Here is a 19,415-nt window from a genome sequence, read left to right on the forward strand (position 1 = left end):
GCGGGGTTTTCTTTTGTCCGCGTTTTTATCTTCCCGCGCTTTATCCCTTCTGGATGGCTTCTCACTGAACCCTGACGAGCGGTCGGGTGTCCATGTGCTATATGGCAATGTGGCCATCGCCAATCAGGAGTCATCCATGGATATCATTCGAATCATCATCGCCATCCTGCTGCCGCCGTTGGGTGTGTTTCTGCAAGTGGGCTTCGGCGGGGCATTCTGGCTCAACATCCTGCTGACTCTGTTGGGTTACATCCCGGGTATCGTGCATGCGGTGTACATCATCGCCAAGCGCTGAATTTGTTGGTTTGCACAAATCCCCTGTGGGAGCGAGCAGGCTCGCTCCCACATTTGGTTTTGCATTTGCCCTATAGGGGGCCATCCATCACCCTGCGATAGAACAACCATTCATGTTCCAGCGCATGAGCCTGGTTGATCGCCTTGCGAAAGCCATGGCGCTCATCGGCGTAGTAATGCGCTTCTACCGCGATGCCGTTGTTCTGCAATGCCTCGACCATATCGCGTGTTTGCTGCGGCACGACCACGGCATCCAGTTCACCCTGGAAAAATATCACCGGGGTGCGGATCTGATCAGCGTGCAGCAGTGGCGTGCGGTCCCGGTAGCGTTCGGCGTCCTGTTGCGGGTCGCCGATCAACCAATCCAGATAATCGCCTTCGAATTTGTGCGTGGCATGACCCAGGGCGACGGGGTCGCTGACACCATAGAGACTGGCGCCGGCGCGGAACACGTCATGGAACGCCAGGGCGCAAAGAGTCGTGTAGCCGCCGGCACTGCCGCCACGAATGAACGCGCGACGGCCATTGATCAAGCCTTGTTCCTCAAGGTACGTGACCACCGCGCAGGCATCCTCGACGTCCACCACCCCCCAATTCAAATACAGCGCCTGTCGATAGGCCCGGCCATAACCGCTGCTGCCGCGGTAATTGAGATCGGCTACGGCAAAGCCGCGCTGGGTCCAGTACTGGATGCGCGGATCAAAAATGGGATAACACGCCGAGGTCGGTCCGCCATGGATGAACACCGCCAATGGCGGCTTCTCTTCGGTGTTCATGGCCGGGTAAAAGAACCCATGGGCTTGGCTGGAAGCCGAGGGATAGCGCAGGGTTCGGGGGCGACTGATGTGTTCGACGGGCAACGGCGCAACGCCACCGGCGAGCACCACCACTGCATGGTTTTGCCGCTCAATGGCTATCACCGCCGACGGGCTGATTGGCGAAGCGGCGATGGCATAAATGAACCGCTCATCGAGTGCCAGGCTGCGAAACCGCGAATAGGCGCCGGTGAAATCCTCGGATACGCCGTCACTGCGGCAGAGGCCCAGTCGCCCGAAACCCGCCTCGGTCCAGCTCGCCAGGTAATCGCGTTCGCCTAGCGGCAGCCAGGTACAGCCGCCCAGTTGCCAGGGTGCTGGGGCGTGATCGGCTTCGGCGGCGGGCAGCGGCTCCAGGTCGTCGGCGGATTCAGTCCAGGGCTGCCAATAACCGTCACGATCGCTCAGGCAATAGAGGCGACTGCGATCATCAAAACGCGGTTGCTGAATGGACTCCTCGTGACCGCTGCCCGCGACGCAACGCGGCTCATTCCAGGCGCCAGCGTTGCGCTCGGCCAGCATCAGTCTCGTTGACGTCCACGGTTGATGGGGGCGGCTCCACTCAATCCAGGCCAGTCGTCGACCATCTGGACTCAAGGTCGGCGCGGCGTAGAAGTCCGCACCTTCGGCCAGCAGATGTCGCTGATGATCTGCCAGGCCGATCGAGACCAGGCGATGCTGATTGGCCTGCTCCTCCACCGCCAGCACCTGGCCGCAAGCGAAGTGAAGATCGCCATATCGACAATCACCTGAGGTCAGCGCCACGGGCTGTTCGCCGGCCAGCGACTGGTGATACACCTGCTGGTCGGCCTCATTGACGAACAGCACACCGTCGTCGCTCAGGCAGAACGAACCGCCGCCGTATTCATAAACCCGGCTGCGGACACTGAACCCGTCCGGGGTCAGGCATCGGGCCTTGGCATCCTGCCAATGCCAGATCCGGCAGGCACCGTCTTCGGGACGGTATTGATTCCAGAACAGTCCAAGGGGCCCGGCTTGCAGCTCAGCGAAGTCGATGCCTGCCGCAACGGCCTGGGCTGCGCTGAAAGAATCAGCCTTTGGCGATGAGGCGTGAGTTTCGTTCATTGCGAAAGGCCAGTTGTTCAATCGTCTGAGTGGCATGCTCGGCGTCTTCCCGAGCCTGAAGAATCATCCCGTGATGCTCGGATTTGCTGCACACCGGGTCGGCATTGCTCGCATCGCCCGTGAGCATGAACGCCTGGCAGCGACAGCCGCCGAAGTCCTTTTCTTTTTCATCACACGAGCGGCACGGCTCGGGCATCCAGTCATAGCCGCGGAAACGATTGAAGCCGAACGAGTCGTACCAGATGTGCTGCATGCTGTGGTCACGCACGTTGGGAAATTGCACGGGCATCTGACGGGCGCCGTGACAGGGCAATGCAGTGCCGTCCGGCGTGACGGTCAGGAAAATGCTGCCCCAGCCGTTCATGCAGGCCTTGGGGCGTTCTTCATAATAGTCCGGGGTGACGAAGATCAACTTGCACGGATGCCCTTGGGCCTCCAGTCTGGCGCGGTATTCGTTGGTGATACGTTCGGCGCGCACCAATTGTTCCCGGGTGGGCAGCAGGCCGACGCGGTTGAGCTGTGCCCAACCGTAGAACTGGCAGGTGGCGAGTTCGACGAAGTCGGCTTCAAGGGCGATGCACAGCTCGATAATGCGGTCGATCTTGTCGATGTTGTGTCGATGGGTGACGAAGTTCAGCACCATCGGATAGCCGTGGGCCTTGACCGCCCGGGCCATTTCCAGTTTTTGCGCGAAGGCTTTCTTTGAACCGGCCAGCAGGTTGTTCACCTGTTCGTCGCTGGCCTGGAAACTGATCTGGATGTGGTCGAGGCCGGCCTTTTTGAAATCGCTGATTTTCTGCTCGGTCAAGCCGATGCCAGAGGTGATCAGGTTGGTGTAGAAACCCAGCCTGCGCGCCTCGGCGATCAGTTCGGCCAGGTCCTGGCGCACCAGCGGCTCGCCGCCGGAAAAGCCCAATTGCGCGGCGCCCATCTCACGCGCCTCGCGAAACACCTTGAACCACTGCTCGGTACTCAGCTCCTTGCCCTGTTCGGCGAAGTCCAGCGGATTGGAGCAGTACGGGCATTGCAACGGGCAACGGTAGGTCAGCTCGGCCAGCAGCCACAGCGGCAGGCCGACTTCAGGCTTGGGCGGCAGGCTTGTGGCGTCAGACAAGTTCGATCCAATGCTCTGCACGGGCGACCTCCATGAATTGCTCGATGTCGTCACCGAGTTCCGGCACGTCGGGGAACTGTCTGGCCAACTCGCCAATGATGGCGGCCACATCCCGTTCACCGTCGATCAGGCCGCCAATCAGCGAAGCGCTGTCGTTGAGCTTGATCATGCCTTCAGGATAGAGCAGCACGTGGCCCTTCTGTGCCGGCTCGTACTGGAAACGATAGCCGGGGCGCCAGCGTGGGGTCTTGCTGCGGTCGAAACTCATAAGGTAATTCCTTTGTGCCACACCCGTTGCCCGGTCACGCTGTGATAGGGCGGGCGGTTCAATTCGTAGGCCATGCTCATGGCATCGAGCATGCTCCAGAGGATGTCCAGTTTGAACTGGAGAATCTCCAGCATGCGCTCCTGGCCTTCGCGGGTGGTGTAATGCTGCAAGGTAATCGCCAGGCCGTGCTCCACGTCACGCCGGGCCTGGCCCAGGCGGGTGCGGAAATATTCGTAGCCGGCGGGGTCTATCCAGGGGTAATGCTGCGGCCAGCTGTCCAGGCGCGACTGATGGATCTGCGGTGCGAACATTTCGGTCAGGGAGCTGCTGGCGGCTTCCTGCCAAGAGGCGCGGCGGGCGAAGTTGACGTAGGCATCCACCGCGAAGCGCACGCCCGGCAGCACCAGCTCCTGGGAGCGCAGTTGATCGGGATCCAGGCCAACCGCCTGACCCAGCCGTAACCAGGCTTCGATGCCGCCGTCTTCGCCGGGCGCGCCGTCATGGTCGAGCAGGCGCTGGATCCACTCGCGGCGGATTTCCCGGTCCGGGCAGTTGGCCAGGATCGCGGCATCCTTGAGCGGGATGTTCACCTGATAGTAAAAACGGTTCGCGACCCAGCCCTGGATCTGCTCGCGAGTGGCGCGGCCCTCATACATCGCCACGTGATACGGGTGATGAATGTGGTAATACGCACCCTTGGCGCGCAGGGCCGCTTCGAACTCGGCGGGGGACAGGGGGGTGTCAGTCATTGCGGTTCTCCGGGCAATTCCCGTGGATTCTGTGGCGTCAGGGTTGGCCCCATCGCGAGCAGGCTCGCTGCCACACTTGATCTGTAACGCATGAAATATCCGGTACGACTCAAACTTCTGTGGGGCGAGCCTGCTCGCGATGGCGTCTCATCCGCCAGCAGCGATTGGCTGACTCAGCGCACACCCACTCCCACAATCGTCGCGCCCGTCCTACAACTCAATACTCATTCCGTCGTAAGCCACTTCAATCTTTCGACGTACAAGCTCGGCCCGCTCGGGCGAGTCTTCGTCGAGGATCGGGTTGGTATTGTTGATATGAATAAGGACCTTGCGCGGCTCGGGCAGTTGCTCCAGCACTTCGATCATCCCGCCAGGCCCGTTCTGTGCCAGATGGCCCATCTCGCGACCGGTGCGGGTGCCGACGCCACGACGCTGCATTTCATCGTCGTCCCACATCGTGCCGTCCACCAACAGGCAATCGCTGCCGGCCATGATCTCCAGCAAAGGCTCGTCGACTTTGCCCAGGCCTGGGGCGTAAAACAGCTTGCCGCCGGTGCGCAGGTCTTCGACGATCAGGCCGATGTTGTCGCCTGGGTGCGGATCGAAGCGGTGCGGTGAATAGGGCGGCGCTGCGCTGCGCAGCGGCAGGGGAGTGAAGCGCAGGTTCGGGCAGGCCGGGATGGTGAACGGCTGGTCGAGTTCGATGCGGTTCCAGCTCAGCCCGCCGTTCCAGTGGGTCAGCATGTTGAACAGCGGAAAACCGGTGCTCAGGTCTTCATGGACCATGTCGGTGCACCAGACTTGATGCGGGCAGCCTTCGCGCAGGCTGAGCAGGCCGGTGGTGTGGTCGATCTGGCTGTCCATCAGAATGATGGCGCCGATACCGGTGTCCCGCAGTGCCCGACCCGGTTGCATCGGGGCGAATCCTTGGAGCTGGGCGCGAATGTCCGGGGAGGCATTGCACAGCACCCAGTTCACGCCATCATCGGAAATCGCGATGGACGACTGAGTGCGTGCCTGGGCTCGCAGGCTGCCGTTGCGAAAACCTGCGCAATTGGCGCAGTTGCAATTCCACTGGGGGAAACCGCCGCCGGCGGCGGAACCTAGAATCTGGACAAACATGGCCGCTCCATCTGCAAACCGAAATAAAAAACGCCCCGGCTGACCGAGGCGTTGTGCTGCGCGTTCAACCGCCTGCAGCAATCAACGGCTGGCGAAGTACATGGTGACTTCGAAACCGATACGCAGGTCGATATATGCGGGTTTGGACCAAGACATGGAAATACTCCTTTAGGTGGGATGCTGTCATCAGGATGGGTCGGTTGAGACCTATACATATAGTCCACCTCCGAAGGGAGATGTTCAGATGCTTAGGCGGCTATGTTACTAAATCTGACATATTCGTTGGCTGCAATTCTCCAAGAAAGCTCATTGCACAGACTGTAATGATCATGGCACCGCGTGCCAGGGCTCTCCAGGGCAGGCTCCATTGGTCAGGCAGTAGCGTGCACTTTCGGCGCTAGTCAGATGCCGCACGGCGTCCATCAGCTGTTCTCGATTCACACGCATGATGGCGTCGGGCAATTGCTCAAGATAATCCGACGGGTGGCCAGCGAGTTTGCCCTGCCAGAGCAGTTCGGCCGCTTGGGCGCAGGGTAGGGCGGCGCTCTGGAACTGGGCGGCGAGGGCCTGCTGCTGACTGGCCAGCGTCGAATCGTCGAGCTGCTGGAGACGGTCCGGCAGGCCGCTCAGGAACTGGTCGATATGGGCGATCAACTGGGCCGCCGAGGCGCTGGGTGATTGGACACCGAACAACAAACCGGTCTGCCCATCGATCTGCTTCACACCGCTGAACACTGCGTAACCCAACTGCAACTCGACCCGCAGGCGCTGGTAAAACGGTGTTTGACACAGCTGTGCCAGCAACCGCCATGCGGCTTCGTCGCGCAGGGCTCGGGTAGGCGTGGGACAAAACAACAACACGGCCTGTTCGTCGCCGTGGGTCTGAAGGGTGTGCCAGATCGGCTGCCGGCAAGGGGAGGTCGGTTGGGCTTGCTGGCCGGCAATGCCGGGCACCCGGGCCAGCACCGGGCCCATTGCTCCCTGGGTGGCGGCCGAGAGACCGATGGCCAGTGCGTCCCAATGCGCCGTCGTCCACACGCTGTTGTCGCGATCAGGCAGCGCCAAGGCTGACGATGGGGAGTTTTGCTGGCAATGAATCGGCAGCTCCTTCAACAGGTGTCGAATCGGTATCAGCGCAGGTTCGCTCTTCGCTGGCGCTGGCGGCAGTGGTTGTCCCAGCTTCGTCAGGATGTGCTCGAGCACCAAGGGCATCGGTGCCTGCAGGCCAACCAGCTTCAGCAGCCATTGGTCGGCGCAGGGCTCAAAGGTGACTTCCACGCCGGCCTGCTGCGCATCTTCACGCAGATCCTGCAGATGCCGATCAAGCCTGGCCGAAAGGTCGAGCGGGGGCAGCGTCGCCAGGCGCCAGCGCAGATACACCGCGCCTTGCGAGGTGTTGTCCGCCAGCCCTTGGCTGAACTGCATGGGGGAACGTTCCCGCCGGCCCCGGGAGCGGTCCTGGGCGAAGGTGCGCAGACCGCGATGGGCGCTGGTCTGGCGGCGTATCAACCCGGTACGGGGTGGTTCGCTTGCCGTTTGCAGGAACGGGTTGGGCGCGGGCAGTTGCCATTGCCCGGTGACGTTATCCGCCGGGTGCAATTGCTTGAGAATTTCCCTGAGCCGCGACAGATCGTTTTCCGACAGTTGAACATCACGTTCTTCATTGTCCCAACGGGCCAGTTGCAACGCCGTCGCGGTCTCCTGCCGACGTTGCAGGCGGGCGCTGAACTCATCGCGCAAGGGCGCCCAGTCGTCCTGGGCGGCGAAAAATCCCAACCAATCGTGCAGCAATGGCTGAATGTCGTTCAGTGCGTGATCGTTGTCGAGTTTGAACTCGATGTGCAACAGCGCCTGCTCGGCAAACTCGTACAGCGCCGAAGCCTTGAGGCTGTCCGCCAGACCGCGTTGACGCAAGGTGGCGAGCAGGCCCCCCGGTTTGCTGTTGTTCAGCCATGTGCAGAGAAAATCCATGGCTTGCGGCGAGGCGACGGGCAAACCTTCGAAGGCGTACAGCAGATCGAGACGTCCTGGGCTGACCTGTTGATAACCGGCCTGGTGCGATGCCATCAGCTCCGGCGCTGGCTGTCGGGTGACCGCTTCACCCGCAGGCACATCGCCGCTGAACTGCTCGGCCAGTGCCTTCAAGGCTTCGATGCTTTGCGGGCCCGCTAGACTCAGCGTCATTTGGCCGCTCTGGTAGAACCTTCGATAAAAGTCTTGCAGTGCCATTTGGAACTCGGCCCGCTGCACCGCGAGGCTGTCGCGATTACCCGCATGGAAACCTCGCAGTGGATGAGCTGCGGACAGTCCTTCGTGCAGGGCCACTTGTCGCTGGGCCGTGGGGTCCTGAGACCAGGCGATGAATTCCGCGTGCAGCACTTCTCGCTCGCGCAATTGGACGGTTTCATCCAGGCGCGGATGGGAGAGCATGTCCCCGAGTCGCTCCAGACCGCCGGCAAAGGCAGCCGGTGGTAATTCGAAGAAGAAATCGGTGGTGCGATCGCTGGTGCGAGCATTGACCTGGCCGCCATGCCGTTGCACGTAGGTCATCAGGTTCTGCTCTGTGGGAAACCGCTCAGTGCCGAGGAAGAAAAGATGTTCGAGCAAGTGCGCCAGTCCCGGCCAGGCGAGCGGCGCATCATGGCTGCCGACCGCCACCCGCAGCACCGCAGCGCTGCGCTTGAGGCCGGGGACATGGCGCAATGTCACTCGCAAGCCGTTGGCCAGGGTTTCAGTGTGGGGGCAGAAGGAATCGACGGCCGACATGAGCGTTTCCAGAACAGAGAAGCGCTCATGCTAGCGGATTAGGGAGCGTTCTCAATCAGTGTTTGTTCAAGTCGTCGTAAAGCTCAGGGCGGCGGTCATGCAGGTAGTTGTAGGCCGCACGGCAATCCTCCATCAGTTGCCGATCCAGGTCACCGACGATCAAGGCCTCGTCCAGCCCGGCCAGGGCAGGGCGGCTGCCATCCGGGGCGGCGATGCTGCTTTGCCCGCAGTACTGCAATTCACCTTCATGACCGCAATAGTTGGCGTAAGCCACAAAACACTGGTTCTCGATGGCCCGGGCGCGCACGGTGACATCGGCGATGAACTCATAGGGCTGCATGTTGGCGGTGGGCACCAGGATCAGTTCGGCGCCGGCCAGGGCCAGGCGCCGGGCGTTTTCCGGAAACTCCAGGTCATAGCAGATCAGAAAGCCGAGCTTCCAGCCGTTAAGCTCGACGATGGGCAGCTCGCTATCGCCAGCGCTGAACATCGCGTGGTCCAGATCGCCAAACAGGTGACTCTTTCGATAATTTGCCAGGCGTTCGCCGTGGGCGTCGATCAGTTGCACCGCGTTGTAAATCTGCCCATCTTCGCTACGTTCCGGGTAGCCATAGGCGATCGCCAGACTGGCCGCCTTGGCGATGCGAGCGATCTGCTGCGCCCATTCGCCGTTGTAGACCTCGGCCAATACATTCACCGCGTCGACGCCAATGTTGTAGCCGGTCAGGAACATTTCCGGCAACACCAACACATCGGCGCCCCTGGCCTCCAGCGCCACCTGATGCAGGCGTTGCAGGTTGGCGGCCGGGTCCAGCGGCAGCGGTGAACATTGGTAAAGGGCTACACGCATCAAAAACTCCTTTTATTCGGGCAGGGCGATCGGACCGATTTCGTCGAACACGTCACCTGGCCCCGGGTTCTCGGGGTGAGTTTCACCGCCGAAGTGCTTCATGATTCCCCACACGGCATTGAGTGAGGTTTGTACCGCGCCCTCAACCCAGGCCGGTGTCCATGAGACGTCATCGCCGGCGATAAAGATCCCTCGCTGTTCGGCCGGCATGTCGTCCTGCATGAAATGGGCGTACATGCGCTGGTTGTAGCGATAGTGGCCGGGCAGAGCACCTTTGAATGCGCCGAGGAAATGCGGGTCGGCTTCCCAGGAGACGGTGATCGGATCGCCGATGATCCGTGCGGCGATGTCCACCTTGGGGTAAATCTTCTTCAAGGCGTCGAGCGCCAGCTTCACGCGTTTTTCCACCGGATGGGGGAGCATTTTCAGCGCATCGCTCATCCACGAGTACGACAGGCAAATGACCCCCGGCTTGTCATCGCCATTGTCGAACAGATAGGTGCCACGGGTGAGGCGGTCGGTGAGGGTCATGCTCATCAGGTCGCGGCCGGTTTCCGGATCCTTGTCCTTCCAGAAGGGCCGGTCGACCATCACGAAAGTCTTCGACGATTGCATGTAGCGGGTGCGGTCCAGGGCCATCCACATTTTTTGCGAGAACAGCGCCTCTTCGCATTCGATCTGAGTGGTCAGCAGCCAGCTTTGGCAGGTGACCAGCACCGCGGCATATTCGCGGGTGTTGTCCCATACGTCGGTCACGCTGAACCGGCCATCGTCGGCGCGTGCGATGCGCTTCACACCGCTGCGCGGGGCGCCCAGGTGCAACGAGTTGAGGCTGGTGCCTTCTGGCCAGTGCGCGCAGCGCTCCGGCACATGCTTCCAGATGCCATGGGGCACCTGCTCGACGCCACCGACCACCAGATGCTGATGATCGTCGCAATTGGTCATCACCACGCGGAAAATTTCCAGCATCGAATTGGGGAAGTCCGAGTCCCAGCCGCCGGTGCCGAAACCCACCTGGCCGAACACTTCACGGTGCTGGAACGAGAGTTTGGCAAACGCCTTGGACGTGGCGACGAAGTCGTAGAAAGTGCGGTCGTCCCACAGGGGGACCAGGGTGTTCCACAGTTCCTTGAGGCGTGGCACGTCGCGGTCGCGAATCGCCTGCTGGATATCGCCGAAGCGCGAACCGTCCTCCAGCGCATCCGCCCAGGCGTCGGCCACTTCCTGGAACAATGCTGGCAGGTCGGCCAACTTTTGTGCGTAGTAGGTCTGGCCTTCCAGATCGATGACCGTGCTGCCCGAGGCCGGGGTCAAAGGGTTGGGAAACGGTTTGGTCTCCAGGCCCAGTTTGTCGACGTAGTGATAGAACGCCGTGGACGACACCGGAAACCGCATCCCCCCCAGCTCGGCAATGACACCCTCGGCGCCGTTGAACGCTTGTGAGCGCAGGCGCCCACCCATTTTCGACGCTTCGTAGACCACCGGCTTGAGGCCCAGCTTCATCAACTCGTAGGCCGCCACCAGACCGGCGATCCCGGCACCGACAATCGCGACTTCTGCCCCGTGGTTGTGGGCGGGAATACTGCCCAGGCCGGCGGGATGCTCGATCCAGTCGTCAAAAGCGAAAGGAAAGTCCGGCCCGAAAATGGTGATGGGCTTCTTGCCGTCTGCTGGGTGGCGATTGTTCTTGTTCATGGCTGACCTTGATTGGGCGACTCGACGCGGCTTTCGCGTCTGAGTATAGGAAAGATGCCAGCCATTCTAGAGAGGGTGAAACACGTTAATAAGACGCAATGTGTCGTCGTTCTGGATTGTTATCAGTCATTTTGATGCGTTGGTTAGTCGTAATGACGAGTCAGAGCCTGGTGAGTATGGGCCTTCTGGTGAAGGCGGTGGGCGGTTACTGGGGAGGCTGGTTGTGCTCGGGTTTTCGTGAGCAAGCCCGCTCTGACAGGTAAGTCGCACCCTCTAGACCGGCTGCCCCCGATCGATCTTGCTGCTGAGGATGATCGAAGTGGTGGTTTTCTCCACCCCATCGACACTGCCAATCTGATCCAGTAACTGATCCAGCTGCTCCGGTGAATCCGTGCGCAGCCAAGCCACATAGTCGAATTCGCCGCTGACCGCACACAGTTGCTGGACCTGGGCCATCGCACTCAAGCGCCGCAGCACGTCCTTGCCGGAGCGCGGTTGAACCTTGATGCCGACGTAAGCCTGTAACCCGCCGTCTATCACCCGCTGCCCCAGACGCACGCCGTACCCGGTGATGACCTTGGTTTTTTCCAGCCGCGCCAGCCGCGAAGTCACGGTGGTGCGGGCGATGCCCAATTGTCGGGCGAGCATGGCGACGCTTTCCCGGGCATTGATTTGCAGGGCGGCAATCAGTTGGCGGTCGATTTCGTCGAGGACGGGAGGGCGGGTGTCAGACAAGATGGGCTCCGGCGTGGATATCGGTGGCTGGCATGTTACAGGCTCCCATGCCTTTGCCACCTACTCCATTGGGATGCGCTCGGGAATGCCTGCCACCATGACGTTGGTCATGGTGGCAGTATCCGCAGATTTGACGATGCTGGCATCAGCCCGTTTCAGATGCGGCCACAGCCCAATCCAGGCTGCGACCGGGCCGGGATCATTTCCAGCGATTGGTATCCCATGCCTTGCGGTCGAGATCGAGGTCGGGGAAATTTGCCGGATCGAAGACCGGCCTTGCCACACCGGCTTTCAACTGCGCGCGGAAGTCGTTGATCACCCGTATCGCGGTAGGGAACAGCATCAAAATCGCAATCAGGTTCACCAGTGCCAGAATGCCCATCATCGGATCTGAGAAGAAGAACACCGAGGTGGCGTTCGGGGCCGCGGCGCCGAGGAAAATCAAGCCCAGGATAAACACGCGCAGCACCAGCAGGGCCGGTTTGGATTTGGTGATGGCCGCCAGTGCGTTCTCACCCAGATAGACGTTGTAGATGATGGACGAGAAGGCGAAGAGCAGGATCGCCAGAGTCAACGCGTAGCGCGACCACTCACCAAAATGGCTGGCCAGTGACTGTTGTGTCAGTACGACACCGTCGATACCTGTAGCACCGGCAACATAGACATCACCCAGCAGGATGATGAAAGCCGTGCACGAGCAAATCACGATCGTGTCGATGAAGACCGAGAACGATTGGGTGATGCCCTGGCTGACCGGGTGATGCACCAGCGCAGTTGCCGCGACGTTCGGTGCGGAACCAAGCCCGGCCTCGTTTGAGAACAGCCCGCGGCGCAAGCCTTGTGCAATCGCAGCCCCCATGCCACCGGCGATGGCTTCTTCATAGCCGAAGGCGCTAGAGACGATGCGTACGAAGAGCGCCGGAATTTCACCGATGTTCATCACGATGACGATCAGGGCAAGCGCCAGGTAACCCAGCGCCATGACGGGCACCACGACATCGGCCGCCTTGGCGATGCGCTTGATTCCACCAAAGATCACAAAACCGGTGACAAGCACCAGGAGTGCCCCGGTCACAAGGCGGCTGATCCCGAACGAATCCTGCATCGCGCCGGCCACAGTGTTGCCTTGGAAGGCATTGAAGCCAAGGCCGAAGGCTGCCAGCAGGCAGACTGCATAAACTATCGCCAGCCAGTTGTAGTTCGAGCCGAGGCCGTGCCGGATATAGTCGGCTGGGCCGCCACGGAAGGAGTGCTCCCCGTCGGTGCGCTTGTAGATCTGGGCAAGCGTACATTCGACGAGACTTGTCGCCATGCCGACGAGCGCGATGCACCACATCCAGAAAACCGCGCCGGGCCCACCGAGCGTGATCGCGACGGCTACACCGGCAATGTTTCCGCCGCCCACGCGGCCGCCCACGGATACGAGTAGCGCCTGTCGCGCGCTGAGGTTATTGGGGTCGCTGTTCTGGTTCTTCCCTGACAGCACGCGGAACATCCGGCCGAAGAATTCGAACTGGACGAAACCCGACATGATCGTGATGAACACTCCGAAGACCACGAGAATGGGTATGAGCGACCACCCCCACGTGAGGCTGTCGACATACCCAAACAGCGTTTGCAGGAATTCCATCTGTTTCTCCTATATTTCTTATTATCGGCGGAATCGCTCTCTTGAGCGTCCCGCGATCAGTTTATGCCTGGTTTTACATCCGATTTCGCGTCTTCGGACGTTTCGGTGCCGCCGATCGTTCCCGATCCGAAAACCCGCTATATGGCACCGTCGAGTCGTTCGAGGGCTAAACCGACCTTTATCGCTGGCAGTGGCCGGGCCCTGGCGGGCGCAACTGTACTACAGAGCGGTAGTTTCGGCGCCCTGAGAGTTGTGCTTAATCAGCCTCAGGGGCTGCCCAATGTCTGTTCAGTTGAGTGCTACTGCCAGTTTGATCTTCTAAACGTCCGGTATAGGCGAAATTCACTATAGCTGGGCGGGTAAACATCGCATGGAGGACGTGCTTATTGCGCAGCCGTTGTTTATGAAGACCTTTGGCCAGTGCGCCCAGTTTCGCCGCTCAAAAACGCAAAAGCCGCGCAATGCGCGGCTTTCAAGATGGTGGGCCCACACGGACTCGAACCGTGGACCAAAGGATTATGAGTCCTCTGCTCTAACCAACTGAGCTATAGGCCCTCAGTAGGCCGCGGATTATAGCGACGGTTTCTCGGCTGTGCTATCCGAAAAATCCGATACGGTCATACGAAGAAACGTTGCGGCGAACTCTTCGGCGCACAGGGGCAGGCTGACGATGTAGCCCTGGATCTGTTCGCACCCTTCTTCAGCCAGGAATTGTTGTTGGGCCAGGGTCTCGACGCCTTCGGCGATGATGGTGAATTGCATACTGCGGCCCAGGGCGATGATTGCCCGCACGATGGCCACGTCGTGCGGGTCATCGGGCAGGCCACGGACGAAGGACTGGTCGATCTTGAGGAAGTCCAGTGGCAAACGCTTGAGATAGCTCAGGGAGGAGTAGCCGGTGCCGAAGTCGTCTATCGCCAGTTGCACACCGAGTTTTTTCAGCTGGTGCAGCACCGCGAGGGCTTCTTCGGCCTGGCTCATGATGAAGTTTTCGGTAATTTCCAGTTGCAACAAGCCGGGCTTGAGGTGGTGCTCACGCAGCAACTGTTCGATACGCCCCAGCAGGTTGGGTTGGCGCAATTGGGCTCCGGCAAGGTTGACCGACAGCGGGCCGAGGCTTTCGTAGGCGTCGTTCCATTCGGACAGTTGTCGACAGGTATGTTCCAGTACCCAGTCGCCAATCTGCAGGATCATGCCGTTTTCTTCGGCCAGGGGGATGAAATGCTCCGGCGGTACGTCGCCAAATGTGGGGTGGGTCCAGCGAATCAGCGCCTCGGCGCCCACCAGGCGATTGTCGGCAAGGCTGAATTTGGGTTGGAAGGACAACGATAATTCGTTGCGCTCGATGGCGCGTCGCAACTCGTGTTCCAGTGCCACCCGCTCACTGGCCTGGGCGGTGAGGTCGCGGGTGTAGCTTTCAACCCGGTTGCGGCCCTTGGCCTTGGAGCGGTACATCGCCGCGTCGGCATTCTTGACCAGCGTGGCGACGTCGCAGCCATCCTGTGGGTACAGGCTGGTGCCGATGCTGGCGCTGATGAAAAACTCATGTTCACCGGCCTGGAACGGTGCGGCAAAGCAATTCAACAGTTTTTGGGCAATGTGTTCGGCGTCGCTGGGTTGTTGCAGGCCTGGCAGCAGGATGATGAATTCGTCACCCCCCAGGCGCGCCACGGTATCGATATCGCGCAACTGCTCGCGCAGGCGCACGGCGATACCCTTGAGCAGCAGATCTCCCACCGGGTGTCCCAAGCTGTCATTGATGTGCTTGAAGCGGTCCAGGTCCAGGAACAGCACCGCACCCTGGCCGCCATCTTCCTGCTGGCTGTTGAGCGCCGTCAGTAATCGGCTTTCGAACAATGTGCGATTTGGCAGGCCGGTGAGCGGGTCGTGGTGCGCCTGGTAATCGAGTCGGGCCTGGGCGTGCTTGAGGCTGGAAATATCGGCAAAGACCGCAACGAAATGGGTGATTTCCCGATCCCGGTTACGCACCGCGCTGATGGTCAGCCAACTGGGATACAACTCGCCGTTTTTACGCCGGTTGGAAATCTCCCCCTGCCAGTGTCCCTCGGCGGTCAACTGGTGCCACATCGCGGCATAGAACGCACTGTCATGCAGGCCGGAAGCCAACAGCCGCGGCGTGTGACCCAAGGCTTCGGTTTCGCTATAGCCGGTGATCTCGCTGAAGGCGCGGTTCACCGCGCTGATGTGCTGTTGTGTATCGGTGATCAGCACGCCTTCGGCAGTGCTTTCGAACACGGTGGCTGCCTGTTGCAGTTTTTCCTGCATCAGGTGGCGTTCGGTGATGTCCCGGGCGATGGTCAGCATGCAGTCTTCGTTGCCGATGGGCAGAGGGCGGCTGGACACTTCGCAGAGCCTTATCTGCCCATCGTTACGGCGGATATGACATCTGAAGTCCCTGACATAACCGTCTCGTTGCAATTGGTCGAGCATCTGTTTGCGCTCATTGAGGTTGACCCAGATACCCAGGTCCAGGGTGGAACGGTCCACCGACAAGGCGCTATTGAAACCGGTAATACGGCTGAAGCCTTCGTTGACCTCAATCAGCAGGCCGTCGCTTTGCCGGGACAGTAGCAGGCCGTCGGGCGAGGCATGAAAAGCCTTGGCGAACTTCTCTTCGGAAGTTTGCAGCTGCTGCTGGGTTTCCTTGAGCTGGCTGATATCACGCACTACCACGACCAGGGCTGGGGTGGTGTCGAGGTCGAAGGGTTCGGCCGAGATCAGCCCGGTGAACACCTGGCCATTGCTGCGACGGAAAGGCATCTCCAGATTGCGGATACTGCCGGCCTGTAATCGTTGCAGCAGGCCCGGGCCGACGTCCTGGATGCCCCAGATGTTCAGTTCGGTCGCGGTTTGGCCCACCACCTCTGCGGCGCTCAGGCCAATCTGCTCCTCGAAGGCTTTGTTGACCTCCAGCAGGCAACCGTCCATCAGGCGCGCTATCACCAGGATGTCCGGACATTGACGAAATACCGAGGCGAATTTTTGCTCGGAGAGGCGCAGCGCTTCCTCGGTGCGTTTGGCTTCGCTGATGTCGATCATCAGCCCGCGCATCACCGGTTCGTGGCCGTGTTCGATCAGGCTGACAATATCGCGCACCCACAGGCAGCGGCCGTCAGCAGTGATCACGCGGTAATCAATGCAATGGTCCCGGCCCGCCAGCACTTCATGCTCACAATAGCTCTGGGCGCGGATCAGGTCGGCAGGATGAATGATGTTGCGCCAGAACCCTGGAATCAGCCAGTGGGAGAGGGGATAACCGAGCAGATCTTCGGCGTGAGGCGACACGTAGCTGTAGGTGAAGTCACTGACCCTTGCCTCCCAGGCAATTGCTGAAAGGCTCTCCACCAGCCCGCGGTAGTGGTATTCGCTGCTGCGCAGTTCTTGTTCCAGATCGACTCGTCGCGCGATCTCTGAGCTGAGGCGGCGATTGATGCGAATCACCGCCGCAAGGACACCGCTCAAGAGGAGCAGCGCAGGCAAGCCGTAAACCAGCAGGTCTGACCAGAACCTTCGGTAATCTCGGACATTGCCGACCCATTTCTCCTGGATTTCGCTGATCTGGGCCGGGCTCATGTCCGCTATCACCTTGTCCAGGATACCCACCAGTATCCTGTTCTCCCGGGGGACGCCCATGGCCAGTTGATAGCGATAGGGTGTTTCTCCGCTGACATAGAGCCCGTCAAGCTTGAGTTGGCGCAGGCTCCAGACACTGGAAGCCAGGTCGCCCACCACCGCATCCACTTTATCTGTGGCCAAGGCTTGCAAGGCTGAGCTGACATTGGGCAGCGCCACCAGATTCAGGTCTGGATGGTGGTTGCGCAACAGTTCGTGGGGCGCATAGTTTTCCACCACGGCGATTTTCAGCCCGTACAAATCCTCAAGGTTATGAGGTTCTGCACCGCCATGATGGGCCAGGATGACGATGGGAAAGTCCAGATATGGGCGGGTGAAGGCCAGGTAGTTCTGACGTTCGGGCGTGGACATGATGCCGGGTAAAAGATCGATTTTGCCCTGTGCGACCTGCTCCAGCACCATCGTCCAGCTGACGGGCTCGATAGGCGTGAGCGTGACAGCCAGCCGCTCGCGGATAACATCCACGTAGTCGGCGGCCAGGCCCTGATACCGCCCCTGATCGTCGCGAAATTCGAACGGTGGCCAGGAGGCGTCGACACCCAGGCGCAGGTCGGGGTGGTCCTTGAGCCAGCGGCGCTCTTCGTCGGTGAGCGTCAGCGCGCCAGCCGTTGCGGTCCAGCTCATCAATGACAGCAAAATCACGGCCGTCAGTCTGGGCATCACGGTCTCGTCATGGCTTGGGGAGGATGTTTCGAGTGTAGACGGGCAATAGGGCGGGGGGGCGTAGCGGGGGGATTTTATCTGCACATAACAAAACCCCCGGCAGGGCCGGGGGTTTTTAACATCACTCGTCGAGGAAGGAGCGCAGGTGCTCGCTTCGCGTCGGGTGGCGCAATTTGCGCAAGGCCTTGGCCTCGATCTGACGAATCCGCTCGCGGGTTACGTCAAACTGCTTACCGACTTCCTCAAGGGTGTGGTCGGTATTCATGTCGATGCCGAAACGCATGCGCAGTACCTTGGCTTCACGGGCAGTGAGGCCGGAGAGTACTTCGCGAGTCGCTTCCTTGAGGCTCTCAACGGTGGCGACATCGATCGGCGACTGCATGGTGGAGTCTTCGATGAAGTCACCCAGATGGGAGTCTTCGTCATCACCGATCGGGGTTTCCATGGAGATCGGCTCTTTGGCGATCTTCAATACCTTGCGGATTTTGTCCTCAGGCATTTCCATGCGTTCGCCCAGCTCTTCCGGAGTCGGTTCACGACCCATCTCCTGCAACATCTGCCGGGAAATGCGGTTGAGCTTGTTGATGGTCTCGATCATGTGCACCGGAATACGGATGGTGCGGGCCTGGTCGGCGATCGAGCGAGTGATCGCCTGACGGATCCACCAGGTGGCATAAGTCGAGAACTTGTAGCCGCGACGGTATTCGAACTTGTCCACCGCTTTCATCAGACCGATGTTGCCTTCCTGGATCAGATCGAGGAATTGCAGGCCGCGGTTGGTGTACTTCTTGGCGATGGAGATCACCAGACGCAAGTTCGCTTCGACCATCTCTTTCTTCGCGCGGCGGGCCTTGGCCTCACCGATCGACATGCGACGGTTGATGTCCTTGATCTCGGCGACGGTCAGGCCGGTTTCGGCCTCCAGCGCGGTCAGCTTCTGCTGGCAACGAATGATGTCCGGTTGCAGGCGGGCAATGGCTTCAGCGTATTTGCTTTTGCCTTTGGCCAGTGCATCGGTCCAGCTTTCGTCGACTTCGTGGCCAGGGAACTGACGCAGGAAATCAGCACGTGGCATGCGGGCATCACGCACGCACAGTTGCATGATCGCGCGCTCTTGCTGACGCAGACGATCCAGGGCGCCGCGGACACGCTCGACCAGGCCTTCGAATTGCTTTGGCACCAGTTTGATCGGCATGAACAGCTCGGCCAGTGCCAACAGCTCGGCAATTGCCTGCTTGTTGTTGCGGCCATGCTTCTTCAGCGCCTTGCGGGTGATTTCCATCTGGTCGGCCACAGCGCCGAAACGCTGGGCAGCGATGACCGGATCCGGACCGCTTTCGGCTTCTTCTTCGTCGTCGCTGGCTTCGGCGTCGTCGTCATCGGTGTCGTCGTCGGCCTTGGCGGCTTTCGCGTCGATCGGCGGCGGCACTTCGGCTGCAGGCGGCGCGATACCGTCGTCCGGGTCGATGTAACCGCTCAGGACGTCGGACAGGCGGCCACCTTCGGTGGTGACGCGGGTGTACTCGGAGAGAATATGGTCAACCGTGCCAGGGAAGTGCGCGATTGCGCCCATCACTTCGCGGATGCCTTCTTCAATGCGCTTGGCGATTTCGATTTCGCCTTCACGCGTGAGGAGCTCTACCGTACCCATTTCACGCATGTACATGCGCACGGGATCGGTGGTGCGACCAATGTCGGTCTCGACCGCTGCCAACGCTGCGGCCGCTTCTTCAGCGGCCGCCTCGTCGGTATCGGCGTCGGCCAGCATAAGGGCATCCTTATCTGGAGCAACCTCGAATACGTTGATCCCCATGTCGTTGATCATGCGGATGATGTCTTCCACCTGTTCCGGATCTGAAATATCCTCCGGCAGGTGGTCGTTGACCTCCGCGTAAGTCAGGTAGCCCTGCTCACGACCCAATAGGATCAACTCTTTGATACGAGACTGCTGTTGCGCTTTTCCGGACATAACAC

At 60.4% G+C, this 19,415-nt stretch carries 14 protein-coding genes and 1 tRNA gene; 1 reads left to right on the forward strand and 14 read right to left on the reverse strand.

The features are described 5' to 3' along the window. Positions 1-136: 136 nt before the first annotated feature. Positions 137-295 (forward strand): YqaE/Pmp3 family membrane protein, encoded by a 159-nt coding sequence (locus T3A99_RS26240; RefSeq protein WP_038436734.1) that lies wholly within the window; start codon positions 137-139, stop codon positions 293-295. A 70-nt stretch (positions 296-365) separates the two neighbouring features. Here the strand turns inward: T3A99_RS26240 and T3A99_RS26245 are convergent, their stop codons facing one another. The 14 genes from T3A99_RS26245 to rpoD form a co-directional block, all read right to left on the reverse strand. Further along, complete coding sequence (locus tag T3A99_RS26245) at positions 366-2,195, reverse strand: S9 family peptidase (RefSeq protein WP_322834952.1); 1,830 nt, start codon at positions 2,193-2,195, stop codon at positions 366-368. Then, positions 2,161-3,330 (reverse strand): pyrroloquinoline quinone biosynthesis protein PqqE, encoded by a 1,170-nt coding sequence (pqqE, locus tag T3A99_RS26250; RefSeq protein WP_076383424.1) that lies wholly within the window; start codon positions 3,328-3,330, stop codon positions 2,161-2,163. Before pqqE ends, T3A99_RS26245 begins: the two co-directional genes overlap by 35 nt. Continuing rightward, positions 3,302-3,577 (reverse strand): pyrroloquinoline quinone biosynthesis peptide chaperone PqqD, encoded by a 276-nt coding sequence (pqqD, locus tag T3A99_RS26255; RefSeq protein ID WP_107323006.1) that lies wholly within the window; start codon positions 3,575-3,577, stop codon positions 3,302-3,304. Before pqqD ends, pqqE begins: the two co-directional genes overlap by 29 nt. Further along, positions 3,574-4,326: a pyrroloquinoline-quinone synthase PqqC gene (gene pqqC / locus T3A99_RS26260; protein ID WP_047228105.1), complete on the reverse strand. Its 753-nt coding sequence runs from the start codon at positions 4,324-4,326 to the stop codon at positions 3,574-3,576. Before pqqC ends, pqqD begins: the two co-directional genes overlap by 4 nt. 210 nt (positions 4,327-4,536) lie before the next feature. Next, positions 4,537-5,448, reverse strand: a complete 912-nt coding sequence (gene pqqB, locus T3A99_RS26265; RefSeq protein WP_047228104.1) for a pyrroloquinoline quinone biosynthesis protein PqqB — start codon at positions 5,446-5,448, stop codon at positions 4,537-4,539. 81 nt (positions 5,449-5,529) lie between these two features. Continuing rightward, positions 5,530-5,604, reverse strand: a complete 75-nt coding sequence (pqqA, locus tag T3A99_RS26270) for a pyrroloquinoline quinone precursor peptide PqqA (RefSeq protein ID WP_003177660.1) — start codon at positions 5,602-5,604, stop codon at positions 5,530-5,532. A gap of 171 nt (positions 5,605-5,775) precedes the next feature. Further along, entirely contained in the window at positions 5,776-8,214 is a 2,439-nt protein-coding gene (pqqF, locus tag T3A99_RS26275; protein WP_322834953.1) for a pyrroloquinoline quinone biosynthesis protein PqqF, read from the reverse strand. Positions 8,215-8,269: 55 nt separating this feature from the next. Continuing rightward, on the reverse strand, positions 8,270-9,064 hold the full coding sequence (locus T3A99_RS26280) for a carbon-nitrogen hydrolase family protein (protein WP_047228102.1): 795 nt from the start codon (positions 9,062-9,064) through the stop codon (positions 8,270-8,272). Between the two features lie 12 nt (positions 9,065-9,076). Next, complete coding sequence (locus T3A99_RS26285; protein ID WP_076383427.1) at positions 9,077-10,759, reverse strand: flavin monoamine oxidase family protein; 1,683 nt, start codon at positions 10,757-10,759, stop codon at positions 9,077-9,079. 273 nt (positions 10,760-11,032) lie between these two features. Further along, positions 11,033-11,494, reverse strand: a complete 462-nt coding sequence (locus T3A99_RS26290) for an Lrp/AsnC family transcriptional regulator (RefSeq protein ID WP_024779396.1) — start codon at positions 11,492-11,494, stop codon at positions 11,033-11,035. 199 nt (positions 11,495-11,693) lie between these two features. Beyond that, the gene (locus T3A99_RS26295; RefSeq protein WP_107323002.1) at positions 11,694-13,124 is read right to left on the reverse strand and encodes an alanine/glycine:cation symporter family protein; all 1,431 of its coding nucleotides are present in this window, start codon (positions 13,122-13,124) and stop codon (positions 11,694-11,696) included. A gap of 478 nt (positions 13,125-13,602) precedes the next feature. Beyond that, positions 13,603-13,679: transfer RNA gene (locus tag T3A99_RS26300), tRNA-Ile, on the reverse strand. Between the two features lie 15 nt (positions 13,680-13,694). Continuing rightward, a complete protein-coding gene (locus T3A99_RS26305) occupies positions 13,695-17,438 on the reverse strand; it encodes a bifunctional diguanylate cyclase/phosphodiesterase (RefSeq protein ID WP_322834954.1) in 3,744 nt (1,247 codons plus the stop codon). A 124-nt stretch (positions 17,439-17,562) separates the two neighbouring features. Beyond that, a complete protein-coding gene (gene rpoD / locus T3A99_RS26310) occupies positions 17,563-19,410 on the reverse strand; it encodes an RNA polymerase sigma factor RpoD (protein ID WP_047228083.1) in 1,848 nt (615 codons plus the stop codon). Positions 19,411-19,415 lie beyond the last annotated feature (5 nt).

Origin of the sequence: Pseudomonas sp. N-137, assembly GCF_034555295.1 — a bacterium.
In the GTDB taxonomy this organism is placed as follows: Bacteria; Pseudomonadota; Gammaproteobacteria; order Pseudomonadales; family Pseudomonadaceae; genus Aquipseudomonas; species Aquipseudomonas rhizophila.

Coding starts and splice junctions, on each gene's coding strand:
- T3A99_RS26245 (WP_322834952.1), bottom strand. CDS start 2,195: ATGAACGAAACTCACGCCTCATCGCCAAAGGCTGATTCTTTCAGCGCA.
- T3A99_RS26305 (WP_322834954.1), bottom strand. CDS start 17,438: ATGCCCAGACTGACGGCCGTGATTTTGCTGTCATTGATGAGCTGGACC.
- pqqC (WP_047228105.1), bottom strand. CDS start 4,326: ATGACTGACACCCCCCTGTCCCCCGCCGAGTTCGAAGCGGCCCTGCGC.
- pqqF (WP_322834953.1), bottom strand. CDS start 8,214: ATGTCGGCCGTCGATTCCTTCTGCCCCCACACTGAAACCCTGGCCAAC.
- T3A99_RS26285 (WP_076383427.1), bottom strand. CDS start 10,759: ATGAACAAGAACAATCGCCACCCAGCAGACGGCAAGAAGCCCATCACC.
- T3A99_RS26240 (WP_038436734.1), top strand. CDS start 137: ATGGATATCATTCGAATCATCATCGCCATCCTGCTGCCGCCGTTGGGT.
- T3A99_RS26295 (WP_107323002.1), bottom strand. CDS start 13,124: ATGGAATTCCTGCAAACGCTGTTTGGGTATGTCGACAGCCTCACGTGG.
- T3A99_RS26280 (WP_047228102.1), bottom strand. CDS start 9,064: ATGCGTGTAGCCCTTTACCAATGTTCACCGCTGCCGCTGGACCCGGCC.
- rpoD (WP_047228083.1), bottom strand. CDS start 19,410: ATGTCCGGAAAAGCGCAACAGCAGTCTCGTATCAAAGAGTTGATCCTA.
- pqqB (WP_047228104.1), bottom strand. CDS start 5,448: ATGTTTGTCCAGATTCTAGGTTCCGCCGCCGGCGGCGGTTTCCCCCAG.
- pqqD (WP_107323006.1), bottom strand. CDS start 3,577: ATGAGTTTCGACCGCAGCAAGACCCCACGCTGGCGCCCCGGCTATCGT.